The following is a 16,586-nucleotide window of genomic DNA, read 5'->3' on the forward strand; positions in this document are numbered from 1 at the left end:
ACATTTGCCTTCGCCGCACTTGCCTTCTTTTTTACCTTTTGCGTCGCCGCCACACTTGCCTTCACCGCACTTACCTTCTGCCGCATCAAGCTGGTATCCGGTCACTAGCTGTTGAAATTCAAATGGGTTTGCTTGTGCATCTGCAGAGGCAAAACTTGCAGAGCCAACAACTACTGCACCTAAGGTTAACGCGATTGAGTTTTTCTTTACTGTATTCATTGCATAACTCTCTTATATAAGTGTGTATTAAGATAACGCAAACTAATTATTGTCAATTATGCGTTGCTTGTATAATTAAATAGACCCTCTAACAGATAAAAACTTTCATTTATTTTCATTTTTTTTACTTTTAAATATATACAAACAAATATGGACAGTAATTTAAGTTTTATCAAACCACATTTTGCGGGTACACTACGCATCCGTTTTTTTAGTCAAAATACTCTATGAAACTTGTTTTAGCGCCTATGGAAGGTGTTGTTGATTTTAAAATGCGCCAACTTCTTACCGATATTGGTGGCTTTGACTTATGCGTAACAGAATTTGTTAGAGTGATTGATAGGCGTTTACCTGCAAAAGTGTTTTATCGCTATTGCCCTGAACTCAATAATAACGGTTTAACCAAAGCAGGTACTCCTGTGCGCGTACAGCTATTAGGACAAGTGGCAGACGTTTTAGCTGAAAATGCCGTCAGAGCGATTGATTTAGGCTCCCACGGTATAGATCTTAATTTTGGCTGCCCTGCAAAAACGGTTAATAAAAGCCGCGGGGGAGCTGTACTGCTTAAAGACCCTGATCATATGTATGATATAATCAAAGCGGTAAGGGATGCGGTAGATAGTAAACACCAAGTAAGTGCAAAGATACGATTAGGCTTTGACGATGATAGCAATAGCCAGGAAATTGTAGATGCCGTTGTAAGTGCCGGAGCAGATAGTATTGCTATACATGCACGTACCAAGCGCGATGGTTATAACCCACCTGCTTATTGGGAAAAAATCCCCCCGCTGATAAAAGGAAAAAACATCGCAGTGGTTGCCAACGGTGAAATTTGGCAAGTGGAAGATGCTCTACTTTGCCAAACCCGAAGTCAGTGTAGCGATTTAATGCTAGGACGCGGTGCACTTTCTCACCCTGATTTAGCGAAAAAAATTAAAGCACACGTTAATAATGAACAATATAACGGCCTAGAGTGGGAACATATAATTTATCATTTGATTCATTCAGCTGTTCATCAGGATCCTGCACAAGATGAAAAATACTTTGCCTCTCGTACTAAGCAATGGCTAGGTTACCTTAAACGTCAATACCCTCAAGCCATTTCACTCTTTGATGAAATAAGACGTCTAAAAGTAAAAGGAGAGGTCGCGCAGGTTTTAAAAAAATACGCTAAGTCTCCGCAACTTGATTCAAATCATAACGTATAATCAGCACAGCTCAGATAATACCGGTATAACGAAACGCTAAATGAAGGTTATACCAATATGCTTTATCAGCAACAACTGCACAGTGAAATAGCTCACGTTAAATCAGCCATATTAGCAATGCTGAATCAGTCTTCCCACCCTGCTCATCTTAAGCTACGTAACGTTATACTGACAAGCCAGTACAATGAATGGCTTGATACTGCCACTTATAACTTAGGCCCTGAGTATCAAACCTTAGTGAATAGATTGGCAAAATTGGAAGCAGCAATAAGCCAGATTGATATTGGTCAATACGGTTATTGCTGCGACTGCGAAGAAGCAATTGCAGAGCACTTGCTTAAACAAGACCCTGCAACACAGCGCTGTGAAATGTGCGCTAAGCGCACGTAAGCACTTAAAGCGTTAATAATTGCCCAGCAAAACTAAAAGCGTGGCCAGGATAAAGTACACTATCTTCAACTAAATACTGCGCGTTGCGCTCTGAAATAGCTAACCGTTTTACTAAGTTCACTTTTGCCTGAGATAAAGTCCATGCATGGTAGTGTATACCGACATCGGTTTCCATTAGCGCAAGCATTAGCCTCTTATCTTCGGGACTTAGCTGGCTATTTTTAGCCATAGCGGGCAATAGCATGAAATCAGTTTGCCAATCAATCCCTTTTACTTTTGGCGCCTTGCTTAAATATTGGCTTATAAACGAAGTACGATGATGCCCGTTATAGCTCAAATTAGGTGCAGTGTGCGAGTTCATTTGAAGATGCTGATTGATAGTATCAACCCATTGCAAAGGCGACTTAACTGCCCCACTGAAGTAATTTAGTTTACTTTGATACCATTCACTGCCATTAGCAAGTCCACGTAAGCCAATGCTTCCCCTTGGCTTGTACTGGGCCAAGTAATCATGAAACTCGACAATCTGAGCTTTTAAACCGTTTGCGTTAGCGTGTTTTAATAATGCCGTTTGTAAGTAACCCTGCAGGAGGCTTAATTCAATCTTGTTTAATCTCAAATTGCTTTGCAGCGCACTGTCTAATTGATCTTGAGTGAACTTAAGCCACTCAATTACCTGTTTAGAATTAGTACTTTGCATTTTCGCTGATAATAGATTGTCCAACACATTAACATGTGCTGGCCAGCTGAAAAAGCGCTCAGGAAAACGCTCGGCAATAATTAAGTAATTTAGCTGCTGCGTTTGCGCGTTTGAAAGAGTCATTGTTTGTAGGCGCTGATACATCTGATGACGAAGCGATAAATACGCTGAGGAAAAAGGCAATACTTGTTCAGTGGATACCCCTGCAGCGCCGACAGGCTTAAGCGCCGTATTTAAACTTTTGATACTTTGCTGCGCAGCATCATAAGATTCAAAAGGCAGTGGTTGTTTTGAACAAGCAACCAAAAACAGACTTAATAGGACAGACAAAAGATGCGTTTTATTCATTATAAATTCCAATAAAAAAAGCCCCATAGGGGCTTTTTATATAATTGCTAAAACAAATTAAAGTTAAATTTTAACACCGTTGCGAGCGGCTTTATCTTTAATAAATGTAGACCAACCTTTAGCAAACTTACGTGTGCGTGGGTCATCCATTGCTTTAGTAATAGCAGCATAAGCTTGCTTGTATTTAGCTTGGTAGTAATACGCTTCAGCTAAATCTGAATAAATGGTGCCTTTTTTGTCAGAGCCTAGCTCTAACGCTTTGTTCAAACGAACAACAGCAGCACTAAAGTTTTCAGATTGTAAAAGTAACGAACCTGCTTTGCGGTAAAGCTCTGCATCGTCGTCAAATTTAGCAGCTTCTTCGTAGTACTTTGCAGCTTTTTCGATGTCTTTAGAACGGTGGTAGTTACTAGCAATTGCGTTAACATTTTGCTTAGTACGCTTAACTTTGTCTTCTTTAATCGCATTTTCAAGGGTTTTAGCCGCTTTAAATGGAATTTCGTTTAAAGAGTAAAAGTTAGAAAGTACTTTGTAATCTACTTCCGCTTCAAAATAGCCATTTTTGAATGCTACTTCCATGGTCGCTAGACCTTTGGCGTAGTCTTCGGTTTGTAGGTAATATTTACCTAAACTAACCCAGGCTTTTTTGTCATCTGGCCAAACTCGTACAATCTCTTCACCAATTTTCACCATGTTGGCGTAATCTTTAAGTTCAAAGTAAGAACCTAATTTTAATTGGTAAGGCGCCTTGTTAGGCTCCTTTTGTAATGAGATTGCCTTGTCGGCAGGTTCAAAAACATCACGAAACTGACCTAACTGATAGTTAGCTTGCGCAATACGAGTGTACACTTTAGGGTCTTCTTCGCCGGTGAAGTCCATCCAAGCAGTATAAGCTTTTTTGGCTTCTTGAAACTTTTCAGTACCTGCGTATAAATCACCTAATAGCTTTAATGTTTGCTCGTGATCTGCGAAGTTTAAAATATCAGGGGCAACCGCTTGTCTAGAGTATTTAATCGCTTCATCGTACTTCTCTTTTTGCGCGTACATGCTACCTAGGTAACGATTTACAGTCGCTTTATCAAAGTCGTTAGATGCATCAATCTCTTTTAACAAGGCAATTGCTTCATCAATTTTGTCTTCATTGTACAAGTCAAACGCTTTAATTACCTTTTTACCAGTACGCTCGCCCATGATTTTAGTCTTGGCTTTTTTACGCTCTTCAATTTTAGCGTAATCCGGCGCTGCTAATACAGGTGCAGTAATAGCTGCACCTGACACAGACATAAGAATTGCAAGAGCAGTTACTTTAGATAAATTTCTCATTACTCGCCTCCTTAGCCTTGGTTAAGTTTAAAGTCTAGTTGAACTTGTAAACCAACTTGTTTCTGTGGTTTACCGTCAATAATTTTAGGACGGTATTTCCACTTGCGCAGTGCACGTTTAGCTTCACGGTCAAAGATACGTTTCGGTTCTGCGTCAATAACTTGAACGTCAGTTACGCCACCTAACTCATCAATTGTGAACGAAAGTTGTACCCAACCTTCTTTACCATCACGCGCTGCTTGCGTTGGATATTTTGGTTCAATACGAACGATAGGTGTCGCATCACCATCTCGTCCAAATGCACCTGGACCACTTAGTCCACCAGCCGAACTTCCTACATCAATGCTACCCATGTTAAATGACATAGCACCAGGGTTAGGATTGTTATTCTCCGGCTGTGGCGGCTGCGGTTTAGGCGGCTGCTTTGGCGGTGGCGGAGGCGGAGGCGGAACACGCTTCCTCTCCTGCACCTTAGATTCAGGCGGATTCGTCATTATTTCGACTATGATCTGCTCTTTTTGTTCAGTATTACGGTCAGCCCCACCAGAGATGAGGTAAGCCATGAAGTAGAACAAGCCGAAAGTAACTGCCCCACCTGCAATCAGTGAAAACAGAAAACGAATCATTACTGATCTCCAGCTATTGAAATTCTCAGGTTATCACCTGTCGCTTTGATCTGGTCCATAACTTTAACCACTACGCCGTGTTTTGCTTCTTTATCAGCTTGCAAAATCACAACATCAGTAGGTTGTTCTGCTAATAAACTTTCGATTTTTGCTGAAACACGTTCAACATCAACTTGCTGTTTATCAATCCAGATAGCACCATCACTGCGAATAGCAACAAAAATGTTAGCATTTTTTTGCTTCGTAGCTTGGGCCGCTTTAGGTTTATTGACCTCGATACCAGCCTCTTTAACGAACGATGTAGTTACGATAAAGAAAATAAGCATGATAAATACGATGTCAAGCATTGGCGTCATATCTACCGCTGCTTCTTCTTCTTCACGAAAACGTTGTTTACGTGCCATATTTAATTCTCTCTCTAGTGATGAGGCATGCTATCTACAAGTTTGGCTTTCACCATTCTCGCTCTTGCCTCAAGGCGTGAGCTAAAGAAAACTCCAGATAGTGCCGCAACCATTCCAGCCATTGTTGGGATTGTTGCCATTGAAATACCTGATGCCATTAAACGTGCATTACCAGTACCTTGGGTTGCCATGGTTTCAAAAACCGCGATCATACCCGTTACAGTTCCAAGTAAGCCTATTAAAGGACAAACAGCTACTAATGTTTTAATCAACAACATACGCTGATCTAATTTTTCAGACGCTTCAGAAATCCATGCTTCACGGATTCTGTGTGCGTACCAAGACGTAGTGTCTTGGCGGGCATCCCACTTTGCTACAATATCCTTCGTTAAACGAGGAAATTCAGCAAGTAGGAACCAATAGCGCTCAATCATTAAAACCCACATAAGAAAGAGTGCTATCGCGACCACGTATAATACCTGGCCGCCTGTGCCAACAAAATCCCTGATAGATTCCCATATCTCCATCAGGACTAGCATTAGGCTTTCTCCTTCTCCGCGTGAGTAGCAACGATACCCGCGCTTTGCTCATCAAGGATATGTAATACTGACTTACTACGACCTGCAACAATTGAATGAAGTAGGATAAGTGGTAGTGCAGCAATTAGACCTAGCGCTGTAGTTACAAGAGCTAGAGAGATGTTACCAGCCATGATCTTCGGATCGCCCGTACCGAACAATGTGATTGTTTGGAACGTTAAGATCATACCGATTACTGTACCTAGTAGACCAAGTAACGGTGCGATTGCAGCAAGAATCTTGATGATGTTGATACCAGCTTCAACACGTGGCGTTTCACGTAAGATAGCTTCATCAAGTTTAAGCTCAAGGTTTTCAACGTCTTGGCTCTTGTTGTCATGGTACACTTTAAGAATACGACCCAGTGGGTTGTTTGTATTCGGTGTAGACAAGTTTTTAAGCTGAGACTTGATCTTAGAAGTAGTAAGCGCTAAGTCAACGAAACGTACTAAGAAGATTAGTAGACCAACAGCTAATAAAACTGTGATGATGTAACCAACTTCAGCACCTTGCTCGTAGTATTCCATAAGCGTTTTCTTCTGCGTGTTGATACGTAAGATTGCACCACGAGTCGGGTCAATGTATACGCCAGCGTAATTATCAGAAGAAGTACCTTCAAGAGCAGAGATACCATCTAAAATGTAGCTATCAGGTTGTTTACCTAAAGGCTGAATAGATTTTGTCTCTGGCGAGTAGATTAAGTAACCTTCGTCAGTAACTAAGTTAAAGTTACCAATACGTGTTACTTGCTTAACTGTAGAGTTACCGTCAAGACCTGACACTTCAGTTTCAAAAGTAGAAACTTTTGCTGACTCAGTCATTTCTGTTTGAAGTGCAATCCAAAGTTCTTCAAGTTCACGAACTGTTGGAAGTTCTTTAGCAGCTGCTAATGAACGAAGTACTTCTGCACGGCCTGGCTTTTCAGCACTTACTAATGAAGCTTCGATAGAACCGATAGCGTCTTGCGCTGCACGACGTACAACACCAAACATTTCACCAAGAGTACCTTGCGCGTTTTGAAGCGCTTGCTCTTTTTCAGCTAATGTATTTTCGTTTTGTGCATATTGCTTAGCTAAGCTGTCACCGCGTGCTTTTTCAGACGCTAATTGGCTTTTCGCTTTGTTAAGTAATGCTTGCTTGTCAGCACGTTCTGATAAGAACTCTTGCTCACGTTGCTTATTGATTTTACCTTCAGAGATACGTTCTTGCTTTACTTGCTCAAGAATTTTATCTAAAGCATCAGTATTTGCATGTGCATTAAGCGCGGTACCTGCAGAAACAGATAGTACTGCTGCAACAGCAAAACCTTTAAATAGTTTCTTCATTATTCGATTACTCCGCGCCAAAGATTGGTAGTTTAACAAGTTCTAGTGTCGCTTGCTTACGCGCCATACGAATCACTTCTTTAACTGGTTTTAGGTATTCTTCACCTAATTCTTTCCACTCTTTAGTGTTGTTGTCCCACACCCAAGCGTGTTTTAAGTCAAAAGATTGTGCTACGTAAGTGATACGACCTAAACGACCGATATCAACGTTAATGTTTTTACCATCAACTTCTAAAGTACCTTGAGAAGCAGTTACAGCTGAGCTATAAGCAGTTTCAACTGTGTATGCTTCAAGAACTTGGCGGAATTTCTCAGACGTCGTTACAGACGCAGAAGCCATGATTTCACGAAGTCTTTCTACACGAGCAAGACGAGAATCAAGATTGAACGGAACGTCCGCTTTGATGAATTGCTCAAGCGTATCGATCATGCGATACATCAAAGGCACAACGTTTTGTTTAGTGTTATCGATAGTAGCGATTTGACGGTCAAACGATTCGATTGATGCATTTTGGTCAGCGACCAAACGTGCTACGTGATCGTTGTACACTTTCATAAGTTCAGTCTCATCAACAATACTACGGTACTCAGCGATTAGCTCTTGAGTTTGACCGTATACGTTGTCAATTTTAGTTTGAGACTTAACAGCAGCCTTTTGAATTTGCTGACCTGCTTTTTGCACGTCATTCAAAGGATCTGCAATCACATTGCTGCTTGCAAATGCAAAAGCGCCAACCAACGCAGATGCTACAAGACTCTTTCTGATTTTAACAGACATAGTTCCCAACCAATTAAGTAATGTTACTTTTATAATTTAATTATCAACCTTATTAAGGATGACAACCCTGATATCTTTTAATAGATATCAACCCTCCAATAATGCTAAATGCAATACGCCCTGTCAACTTGATGTTAGCTATTCTAAGTAAATAAATACCGTAAAAAAGCTAAAACTAAAGTACCATAAAAAATACCGTTAACATAAATGTAACCACCACCAAGCCGCCTTAGTATTATATAGCCCCTTTAAAATTAAACACTAGTTAAAAATTAGACACTTACGCGAAACAAAAATGCAACATCTTAACAAAACTGAATTACACCTTAAAAAAAAACAAAAATAATAAATATGTGACAAATTAATGAACTAAATTTAATTAAATTAGGCTAAAAATACAGCTTATCTTATAAATCCTACGCTTTATCGTATAAAAATAAGGCTATTTAAAAGCGCTTGTGGCGGATGTATAAATATTACTGCAAATAAGTTAATAAGCTTTAATTATTCTTATCCAAAGTAAAACGCTATTAAAGCCCCTACAACGGCCGTTATTTTACAGTTTGTTGAGACATAGTGTGTATTGTTTAATTTTGATGAGAGTGCGTTGGCTGCAACTCGCTAATGTATTAAACAGCGCCGTTGTTCAAAGAAGAGTTAGCTATTAATTAGGAAAAACTAAGCGTGTTTAATGTAGAAACTATTAAGAGAGGTAAACTGCAAAACTGAATGCTTTACTGTAGAGCGAGAGTGAAAACTAAGAAGGGGAATTTTTAAGAATTATGGTGAAACAGAAAACTGCTTCACCAAGATGAACTAAGGTTCACATAATTAAATTATGCTACTTCTACGTTCTCAGCTTCAGGGCCTTTTTGACCTTGTTTGATGCTGAAAGTCACTGCTTGACCTTCGCTAAGAGTGCGAAAACCAGAACCAGTGATTGCGCTGAAATGTACAAACACGTCAGGACCATTTTCTTGTTCAATGAAACCAAAGCCTTTAGCTTCGTTGAAAAATTTTACTTTACCAGTAACCGACATACTAAATTTTCCTGTAAGTCAATAATTAAAATTCAGCCATATTATTATGGCTATATCCTCCCTGAGTCAGTGCCCAAAATTCTGGAGGTATAGTACAGGAACAAGTTTTAACCTAACCGGTAACCTTAAACGCAGCACAATATCCGTAAATTCAATACGCAAAAACTCAAAGCAAGTTAAGGTTAACACATTAATATTTTTTTGGCTCTATTAATTGAGATTTATTTGCTAAGAACAAAGATAATTAAAGAGATAAACATAAGTGGTTATTTTTAAAGCTTAAATTGCTTAATAAACAGTAAATTTTTAACTTGTAATTGTAACAAATCGTGTTTGGGTAGTCAGCTTTGCAAATAAAGAGAGTTGCAAGTAGCGTTAAGAAGAGTGCAAAGGCTAAATTACAAGCAAAAAAAGGCCGTACAGCAAGCTATACGGCCTTATTATAATATACATTTAATGTACTTTATTTAACCTGCCAGTCAATCGTAGCTTCTGCCTTAATAGGCACAACTTTCGAGTCACCAAGAGTATAGCTAGCAGGTACTTGCCAAGGGCTTTTCTCTAAGGTAATAGTATCGGTGTTACGAGCAAGGCCGTAAAAGTCAGGGCCAAAATGACTTGCAAATCCTTCCAGTTTATCCAGCGCCCCTGCTTCTTCAAAAGCCTCTGCGTAAAGTTCAATAGCAGCATGGGCTGTATAGGCGCCAGCACAACCACAAGCAGCTTCTTTTTTATCTTTATAATGCGGTGCTGAGTCAGTGCCTAAGAAGAACTTTTTATTACCACTTACCGCAGCAGCCATTAAAGCTTGTTGATGAATATTACGTTTTAGGATAGGCAAACAGTAATAATGTGGGCGTATGCCACCTGCTAACATATGGTTACGGTTATACAATAAGTGATGCGCGGTAATCGTTGCGGCTACATTTTGTGGAGCGGCTGTTACAAAATCAACAGCATCTTTTGTTGTAATGTGTTCTAGCACTATTTTTAGATTTGGAAAGTCTGCTACAACATCGCCTAAAATTGTCTCTAAAAATACTTTTTCACGGTCAAAAATATCTATTGATGAATCAGTCACCTCGCCATGCACTAATAATAGCATGCCCACTTCTTGCATCGCTTCTAGTACAGGATAAATATTCTTTACTGAGGTAACCCCTGAGTCTGAGTTAGTGGTTGCCCCAGCAGGGTAAAGCTTTGCAGCAACAATTTTACCAGTTGCTTTGGCTTTTTTGATTTCTTCAGGTGTGGTTTTATCAGTTAGATAAAGCACCATTAGCGGTTCAAAGTTGCCTTGCGGCCCCGCTGCCATAATTCGCTCTCGATATGCTAGCGCTAAATCTGTGCTGGTTGCTGGCGGTACTAGGTTTGGCATTATGATGGCGCGGCCCATGTAGCGGCTAATATCGCGTACTGTATCTTTAAGTTGCTCACCATCGCGTAAATGGACATGCCAATCATCAGGACGAGTTATGGTTAATGTGTTTTTTAAATTACTATTAATGCTCATTACTTTTTTCCACGGCTGAATTTATCCGATCATAGGCATATGGGAAGATCTAGTAAAGTGTTATCTAATTTATTCCCTTCTTTGAGGCTGCAAAATACGATTGGGTTTAAGTTTAACGACGAATACCGCCATTTAAGCGTTTTATTTTGAACCTGCCTTAAATTTGGGTTAACTTATCACTGCTAATACAAATAAAAAGAATAAAAATACCTTATGTCGAATCACCTCGATACTTATAAAGCGCTCGAAATTAAAACCGAGCAGCTAAGCATAATCAATCAGTTCTCTTCTAGCTTGTTACAGCTCGATACCTTAGAAGAATTATTTGAGTATGTAACCACTCAAGTAGTTAACCGCCTCGGGTTTGTTGATTGCGTGATTTACCTGGCTGATGAAACGCGCCTGCTGCTCAATCAAGTTGCCTCGATGGGGATAACTCATTCGCGAGACAAGTACCAAGCGGAGCGCAAAATAATTGGCTTTAACGAAGGTATAACCGGTTATGTAGCCCGTACGGGCACCGCTATTATTATTGGTGACGTAACGCAAGACCCCCGCTACATTGCTGATGAGCGCCCTGCCCAGTCAGAGCTGTGCGTGCCACTTATATACAAAGATCAGGTTTTAGGGGTGATTGATTGTGAACACCCAATAAAAAACTATTTCACGAACGCCCACTTGGAAATTTTAACCACGGTTGCGCATTTATTAAGTGCTAAGCTCAACCAAGTAAACACAGTTAATAGCTTAAAGCACACAGTAAATCAGTTAAACGACGCCCAAAAGCTTGAAAACAGCTTACTGCAAATAGCTAATTTAACGTATAAAGCCAGTAACCTAGATACCTTTTTTGAATCACTGCACAACATAATAAATAGCTTACTGCCAGCCGATAACTTTTTTATTGCTCTTTACGATAAGCAAATAGACATACTCGATTTGGTTTACATTGTTGAAGAAGGCATACAAACACATGCACATAAAAAAATATCAAAAGAACAATTAAAAGATACAGCTTCGTATTATTTATTAAAATCAGACCGTGTACTGCTATTAAACCAAAATGATTATCAGCAACATATAGACAATGGCGACTTTAAACTTGTAGGTCGTCTTTCGGAATCTTGGCTAGGTGTACCTTTTAAAGCGAATGATAGGATAAGCGGTGTAATCGTTGTGCAAAGTTACGATAAAAAACTGCACTATAGCGAGCACGACAGTGCGCTTTTAACCTACGTAAGTAGGCAAATTAGTATGGCCATAGATAGGCAGCTTGCAAGGCAAGAGCTTGAACACAAAGCATTGCACGATGAGTTAACAGGGCTTGCTAATCGCTCGTTACTTATTGAGCGTATTAAACATGCTATTTTGCGTTTATCACGTGTTAAAAAAGGCACGAGCCATGCCTTGCTTTATTTAGATTTTGATCGATTTAAAAGTATAAATGATTCGCTTGGTCATGAGGTTGGCGATCATTTTTTAATTAAAATTTGTGAGCTCATAAAAGGCACCGTCAGAAACACCGATACATTTGCACGACTCGGTGGCGACGAATTTGCCATTTTTATGGAAAATATCACCCACCGAAACCAGGTTAGCGAAGCACTAAAACGCATAAATACAGCGCTTGCTAAGCCACTAAATGTTGATAGTCACTTATTACAAGCATCAACAAGCATTGGCATAGCCTTTAGTGAAAGCAGCGACAATAAAGCCTATTTGCTATTACAGCAGGCCGATGCCGCTATGTACGAAGCTAAATCAAGCGGGCGTGGCCAGGTTAAGTTTTTTAATAACACCATGCGTAAAAAGCTCAAAACACATGCCGATATAGAAAACGACTTACAACACGGCATTGAACACAACGAATTTGAGCTTTATTTTCAACCTATTTTTACTATAGCGACAAGCGAAGTTGTCGGCTTTGAGGCATTAGTGAGATGGCACCATCCTAAAAAAGGGTTTGTGCCACCCAATGAGTTTATTCCGATTGCCGAAACCACCGGGCAAATTATTAACCTCGATTTGCACTTGCTTGACCTCGCTGCACAACATATTGCGCACTGGCACACATTAGGCCATCGCTTTTTAAAAGTAACGGTCAATGTGTCATCGCGCCACTTTGCTAGCCTCGACTTTGTTGCCCAAGTTCACGCATTGTATAATAAATACCAACTGCCTTTAGGATCGTTGTGTTTAGAAATCACTGAATCAGGGCTTATTGCTAACCTTGATTTAGCAACGCAAATAATAGAAGGGCTTGCCCCACTTAAAGTGAAGTTATGCTTGGATGATTTTGGCACCGGTTACTCAGCGCTTGGTTACTTACACCAATTACCTATCCATATTTTAAAAATAGATAAAAGCTTTATCGATCACCTCAATAAAACCAATAACCCGTTAGTCGAGGCCATTCTCTCACTAGCGCAATCATTAAATTTTGAAGTAGTGGCCGAGGGAATCGAAACCCAAGAGCAACTCACTATTTTACAAGGCACTCAATGTAATTACGGTCAAGGCTTTTTAAAGTCAAAACCGGTTACAGCACAACGCGCTATTCAACTTATCAATAAACCCCTGTAGTAGCTGTTATCCAAAGGCTTACTTTTTCACAACCAAAAAGGTGTAAAAAGTAAGCCCCGTAATACCCATTCGTTTATTTAAGCGCCCAGTTTTAAAGCAATAAAAACATATTATTACTGTTTAAGCTTTAGCCCATTAAACACATACTTGTTTTGCGCGTTTTTATAATTACTTATCCTACTTAGTTTTTATAATTACTTATCCCGCTTAAAAACCTGTGCCATTTATTAAGTGCCCCTGTCCATAACGCTGCTTTACACCGCAGCTACATAACCCATAAAACAACTTGAGCTAAACTCATGGCAAACTCATCAAACCAGTAATAAGTAAAGCACCCACATTAGTTAATTTAACTTTAAGGGGGCATATTAGTAATTAATGGATTATTTTAGCCGTCTAGACGTTGAAACGTTTTTTGTAAAGGCGTAGTATGTAATCAATCTGAGCCAAACTCACTTTTACCTTGAGAATTATTAAAGATGATTGATATAAAACACCTTAAAACTATTGCGACATTAAAAGACACCGGATCGTTAGTTAATACAGCCCGCGAATTATTTTTAACGCAATCAGCTTTATCTCATCAAATTAAAGACTTAGAAAACAAATTAGACTGCCAATTATTCGAAAGAAAAACGCAGCCTGTGCGCTTTACGCCTCAAGGAATGCTTTTACTTGAACTTGCTAACGACGTTTTGCCTAAAGTAGAAGCCACGAAGTGCCGTTTAAAAGAAAGCCTTAATCAACCTATTTCCCAACTGCGCTTAAGTGTTGAATGCCATGCATGTTTTCATTGGCTGCTGCCTACTATTAAAGAATTTAATAATTTTTGGCCAGACATTAAAATTGACTACGAACGCGGCTTTAGCTACGACGCTATACCTGATTTACTCAATGATGAGCTCGATTTAGTATTGACCTCAGATATACGTGAACCTGATAAGCTTGAATACGCTCACTTATTTGATTTTAAATTAAAGCTTATCGTCGCCCCTGATCACGACCTAGCTAAAAAAGCATATGTAACGGCGCTTGATTTAAAAAACGAAACCATTATTTCGTATCCTATTCCCCGCGAGCGACAAGATATATTTAAACACTTTATTCAAAATGCCCGCTTTGACGGTACCTTAAAAAATGTAGACCAAGGCTTATTAATTTTTCAGCTTGTGAGTGCAGGAATGGGTGTAGCAGCGCTGCCTGATTGGTTGGTAACACCTTACGAAAGCCAAGGTTTAATTAAATCAATTCCGCTTGGAGCACTAGGCCTAACCCGCCCTATGTACCTAGCAATGAAAAGAGACATGAAAGACAACCCCGTTTATCGGCATTTTTTAAATACCTGTAAGCAAAATAACGGTCGATAAATCACAAACGAATAAGTAACATAAGGCCTATTGGGTTTTATGTTGCTTGTTATGTTTGAATTAAAAAAGTTATTAGGTGGCTTAATTATGCCGCTCCCGCTATTTGGCTTACTTACGTTTGTAATGCTAGTTTTAGCGTTTCGTGGACGTAAGCCTGCTTTAGTGCTCGCAAGTTTGAGTATATTAACGCTTATAGTGTTAAGTACACCGTTTGCTGCGCATCAACTGATTAAACACAATGAGCCCGTATCACTGGCATTTAATGCACTAAAACACCCTAGCCTTGATAAGATTGTTGTGCTGGGGTGCGATATAAACCCAAACCCTGCTTTAAGCGCTAATAATCAGTTAGGAAATTGTGCGCTTACTCGCTTGGTAGAAGGCGTCAAGCTTGCAAAAAAATACCCTAATGCAACGCTTATCGTGTCTGGCGGTGGCTACAATAAAGTAACAAATAGCGCGTTAATGAGCCAAGTAGCAACAGATTTAGGAGTAAGCAAAAGCCGCATAAAACAAAACCCGCAAGCAATGGATACCGCTGCCGAAGCCAAGCTACTCGCCCCTAAACTCGTTGATTTTAAAGTTGCACTAGTTACGTCTGTGCTACACATGCCGCGCGCAAAAAACTTGTTTAATGCCCAAGGTGTTAAGGTAATTCCTGCCGCTACGGATTATCACAATTTTGCGGCTTTATCTTTGTATAAACAATTTATACCAAATGCTGAGGCATTACGTGTAGTAACGCAATATGCCCATGAAGTGATTGGGAATGCTTGGATAAGTGTGCGCCGCTGGATAAACCCAGAGGCGCTGTAGAGTATATACATTTATACTGGGTTATCTATATCTATAAAACTCACATCAAAACCATGCTCTTTAGCAAGTAGCTCACCAAGCGCTTTAATTCCGTACCGTTCGGTTGCATGATGCCCTGCTGCAAAAAAGTCTATATTTTGCTCTCGCGAGCTATGAATCGTTTGTTCTGATGCTTCACCCGTTAGGTATGCATCAACTCCCTGCTCTGCTGCTAAATCGATATAACCTTGCCCGCCTCCTGTACACAGCGCAATGGTGTTAATTTTTTCATCGCGTACAACACTACTTAATGGTTCACGGTTTAAAACTTTAGCTATTTTATTTGCAAACTCGCTACCTGTAAGTGGAGTTTTTAACCGTCCTTTCATAGCAACGCTATTAGTTACGGGTTCAAGCCCTGTCTCTATTTCGATATCGAGCAAATTAGCCAGCTGGGAGTTGTTACCTATAACAGGGTGAATATCAAGCGGTAAGTGATAAGCAAATAAATTAATATCGTGCGCTAATAAGGCCCCTATACGGCGTTTTTTCATGCCGGTAATAGGCTGCGATTCACCTTTCCAAAAATAACCATGGTGAACTAAAATCGCATCGGCTTTTTTTTCTATTGCTGCATCGATGAGTGCTTGGCTTGCAGTTACCCCCGTAACAATCGTTCTGATTTCGTTTTTACCTTCGACTTGCAGCCCATTCGGGCAAAAATCTTTAATTGTCTGAGGTTTTAAAATGTCGTTTAATAGTTGGTTAAATTCTCTACGTTGCATACTTATTACCTTACTCAGCACTGAATTTTGTGCAAATTTTGGCGTTTATGGGGCTAAAATGGAAGGAAAATCGCAAAAAATTGAAAAACAGTTGGAAAATAGGTATAAATACGGCTTCTTTATCTGTGTTCACAACGTATAGGGTCTCTGATGAGCAAACTAGACAAAACAGAAGTTTTATCTGCCTTTGAAGCTGCATATGAAGCTGCCAATGGTAAAAAACCTGAAATTACTACAAAACCAGGCTGGTACAGCATCGATGGTGGCAAAAACTTACGCCTAGCTGATGTAGCAGAGCTAACGAAAGAACTAAGCGCTGGCACATCGCCTGCACAAGCTGAGCAAAAAGCGCCTGCGAATAAAACTAAAACTAAAGCGGCTGCGCCTGTTAAAGCACAAAAAACGGCACCGTTTACTGTTGTAACACAAAGCGAAGACGGCTACACAGCTGAAGAGCTTTGGATCGTTGAGCTTGCAAGTAAAGATCACGACTGTCGCTTACCGCGCGGTGTTGTTTAAACACCATGTGATTGATAAAAAAGCCGCGTTAAGCGGTTTTTTTATGCCTATTTATCACCTTCTATCAATTCGCTTTATTAAATAA

At 39.8% G+C, this 16,586-nt stretch carries 17 protein-coding genes; 6 read left to right on the top strand and 11 right to left on the bottom strand.

Translation table 11 applies throughout. From position 1 onward, the window contains the following. On the bottom strand, window positions 1-219 hold a 219-nt coding region (locus CWC16_RS12730; protein WP_502705075.1), incomplete at its 3' end, for an HvfA family oxazolone/thioamide-modified RiPP metallophore. A 227-nt stretch (window positions 220-446) separates the two neighbouring features. Here CWC16_RS12730 and CWC16_RS12735 point away from each other — a divergent pair. Continuing rightward, window positions 447-1,427, top strand: coding sequence for a tRNA-dihydrouridine synthase (locus CWC16_RS12735; RefSeq protein WP_138541794.1), 981 nt, complete (start codon window positions 447-449; stop codon window positions 1,425-1,427). A gap of 57 nt (window positions 1,428-1,484) precedes the next feature. Beyond that, a complete protein-coding gene (locus CWC16_RS12740) occupies window positions 1,485-1,817 on the top strand; it encodes a TraR/DksA C4-type zinc finger protein (protein WP_138541795.1) in 333 nt (110 codons plus the stop codon). Between the two features lie 4 nt (window positions 1,818-1,821). On the opposite strand, the gene CWC16_RS12745 is transcribed toward CWC16_RS12740, so the two are convergent. The 9 genes from CWC16_RS12745 to pyrC all read right to left on the bottom strand — a co-directional run bounded on the left by CWC16_RS12745 (window position 1,822) and on the right by pyrC (window position 10,452). Then, window positions 1,822-2,865: a hypothetical protein gene (locus CWC16_RS12745; RefSeq protein WP_138541796.1), complete on the bottom strand. Its 1,044-nt coding sequence runs from the start codon at window positions 2,863-2,865 to the stop codon at window positions 1,822-1,824. 63 nt (window positions 2,866-2,928) lie between these two features. Next, the gene (locus CWC16_RS12750; RefSeq protein WP_055016587.1) at window positions 2,929-4,188 is read right to left on the bottom strand and encodes a tetratricopeptide repeat protein; all 1,260 of its coding nucleotides are present in this window, start codon (window positions 4,186-4,188) and stop codon (window positions 2,929-2,931) included. Between the two features lie 11 nt (window positions 4,189-4,199). Next, on the bottom strand, window positions 4,200-4,814 hold the full coding sequence (locus CWC16_RS12755) for an energy transducer TonB (RefSeq protein ID WP_004588133.1): 615 nt from the start codon (window positions 4,812-4,814) through the stop codon (window positions 4,200-4,202). Next, the gene (locus CWC16_RS12760) at window positions 4,814-5,218 is read right to left on the bottom strand and encodes an ExbD/TolR family protein (protein ID WP_004588134.1); all 405 of its coding nucleotides are present in this window, start codon (window positions 5,216-5,218) and stop codon (window positions 4,814-4,816) included. Before CWC16_RS12760 ends, CWC16_RS12755 begins: the two co-directional genes overlap by 1 nt. Window positions 5,219-5,232: 14 nt before the next feature. Then, window positions 5,233-5,757, bottom strand: a complete 525-nt coding sequence (locus CWC16_RS12765; RefSeq protein ID WP_004588135.1) for a MotA/TolQ/ExbB proton channel family protein — start codon at window positions 5,755-5,757, stop codon at window positions 5,233-5,235. Further along, window positions 5,757-7,121, bottom strand: a complete 1,365-nt coding sequence (locus tag CWC16_RS12770; RefSeq protein WP_004588136.1) for a MotA/TolQ/ExbB proton channel family protein — start codon at window positions 7,119-7,121, stop codon at window positions 5,757-5,759. Before CWC16_RS12770 ends, CWC16_RS12765 begins: the two co-directional genes overlap by 1 nt. A gap of 7 nt (window positions 7,122-7,128) precedes the next feature. Continuing rightward, a complete protein-coding gene (locus CWC16_RS12775) occupies window positions 7,129-7,899 on the bottom strand; it encodes a DUF3450 domain-containing protein (RefSeq protein WP_004588137.1) in 771 nt (256 codons plus the stop codon). 836 nt (window positions 7,900-8,735) lie between these two features. Continuing rightward, on the bottom strand, window positions 8,736-8,939 hold the full coding sequence (locus tag CWC16_RS12780) for a cold-shock protein (protein ID WP_004588138.1): 204 nt from the start codon (window positions 8,937-8,939) through the stop codon (window positions 8,736-8,738). Window positions 8,940-9,402: 463 nt separating this feature from the next. Then, window positions 9,403-10,452: a dihydroorotase gene (gene pyrC, locus CWC16_RS12785; RefSeq protein WP_055016586.1), complete on the bottom strand. Its 1,050-nt coding sequence runs from the start codon at window positions 10,450-10,452 to the stop codon at window positions 9,403-9,405. Window positions 10,453-10,665: 213 nt separating this feature from the next. On the opposite strand from pyrC, the gene CWC16_RS12790 reads away from it, so the two are divergent. The 3 genes from CWC16_RS12790 to CWC16_RS12800 all read left to right on the top strand — a co-directional run bounded on the left by CWC16_RS12790 (window position 10,666) and on the right by CWC16_RS12800 (window position 15,218). Then, window positions 10,666-13,035, top strand: a complete 2,370-nt coding sequence (locus tag CWC16_RS12790; RefSeq protein ID WP_138541797.1) for an EAL domain-containing protein — start codon at window positions 10,666-10,668, stop codon at window positions 13,033-13,035. A 479-nt stretch (window positions 13,036-13,514) separates the two neighbouring features. Continuing rightward, the gene (locus CWC16_RS12795; RefSeq protein ID WP_138541798.1) at window positions 13,515-14,402 is read left to right on the top strand and encodes a LysR substrate-binding domain-containing protein; all 888 of its coding nucleotides are present in this window, start codon (window positions 13,515-13,517) and stop codon (window positions 14,400-14,402) included. A 51-nt stretch (window positions 14,403-14,453) separates the two neighbouring features. Continuing rightward, on the top strand, window positions 14,454-15,218 hold the full coding sequence (locus CWC16_RS12800; RefSeq protein WP_249929247.1) for a YdcF family protein: 765 nt from the start codon (window positions 14,454-14,456) through the stop codon (window positions 15,216-15,218). 11 nt (window positions 15,219-15,229) lie between these two features. Here CWC16_RS12800 and CWC16_RS12805 read toward each other — a convergent pair whose 3' ends face one another. Next, window positions 15,230-15,982 (bottom strand): Nif3-like dinuclear metal center hexameric protein, encoded by a 753-nt coding sequence (locus tag CWC16_RS12805; RefSeq protein ID WP_138541800.1) that lies wholly within the window; start codon window positions 15,980-15,982, stop codon window positions 15,230-15,232. Window positions 15,983-16,132: 150 nt separating this feature from the next. Between CWC16_RS12805 and CWC16_RS12810 the strand changes: the two genes are divergently transcribed. Next, complete coding sequence (locus CWC16_RS12810) at window positions 16,133-16,501, top strand: hypothetical protein (RefSeq protein WP_138541801.1); 369 nt, start codon at window positions 16,133-16,135, stop codon at window positions 16,499-16,501. Window positions 16,502-16,586 lie beyond the last annotated feature (85 nt).

Origin of the sequence: Pseudoalteromonas sp. S3776 (assembly GCF_005886915.1) — a bacterium.
In the GTDB taxonomy this organism is placed as follows: domain Bacteria; phylum Pseudomonadota; class Gammaproteobacteria; order Enterobacterales; family Alteromonadaceae; genus Pseudoalteromonas.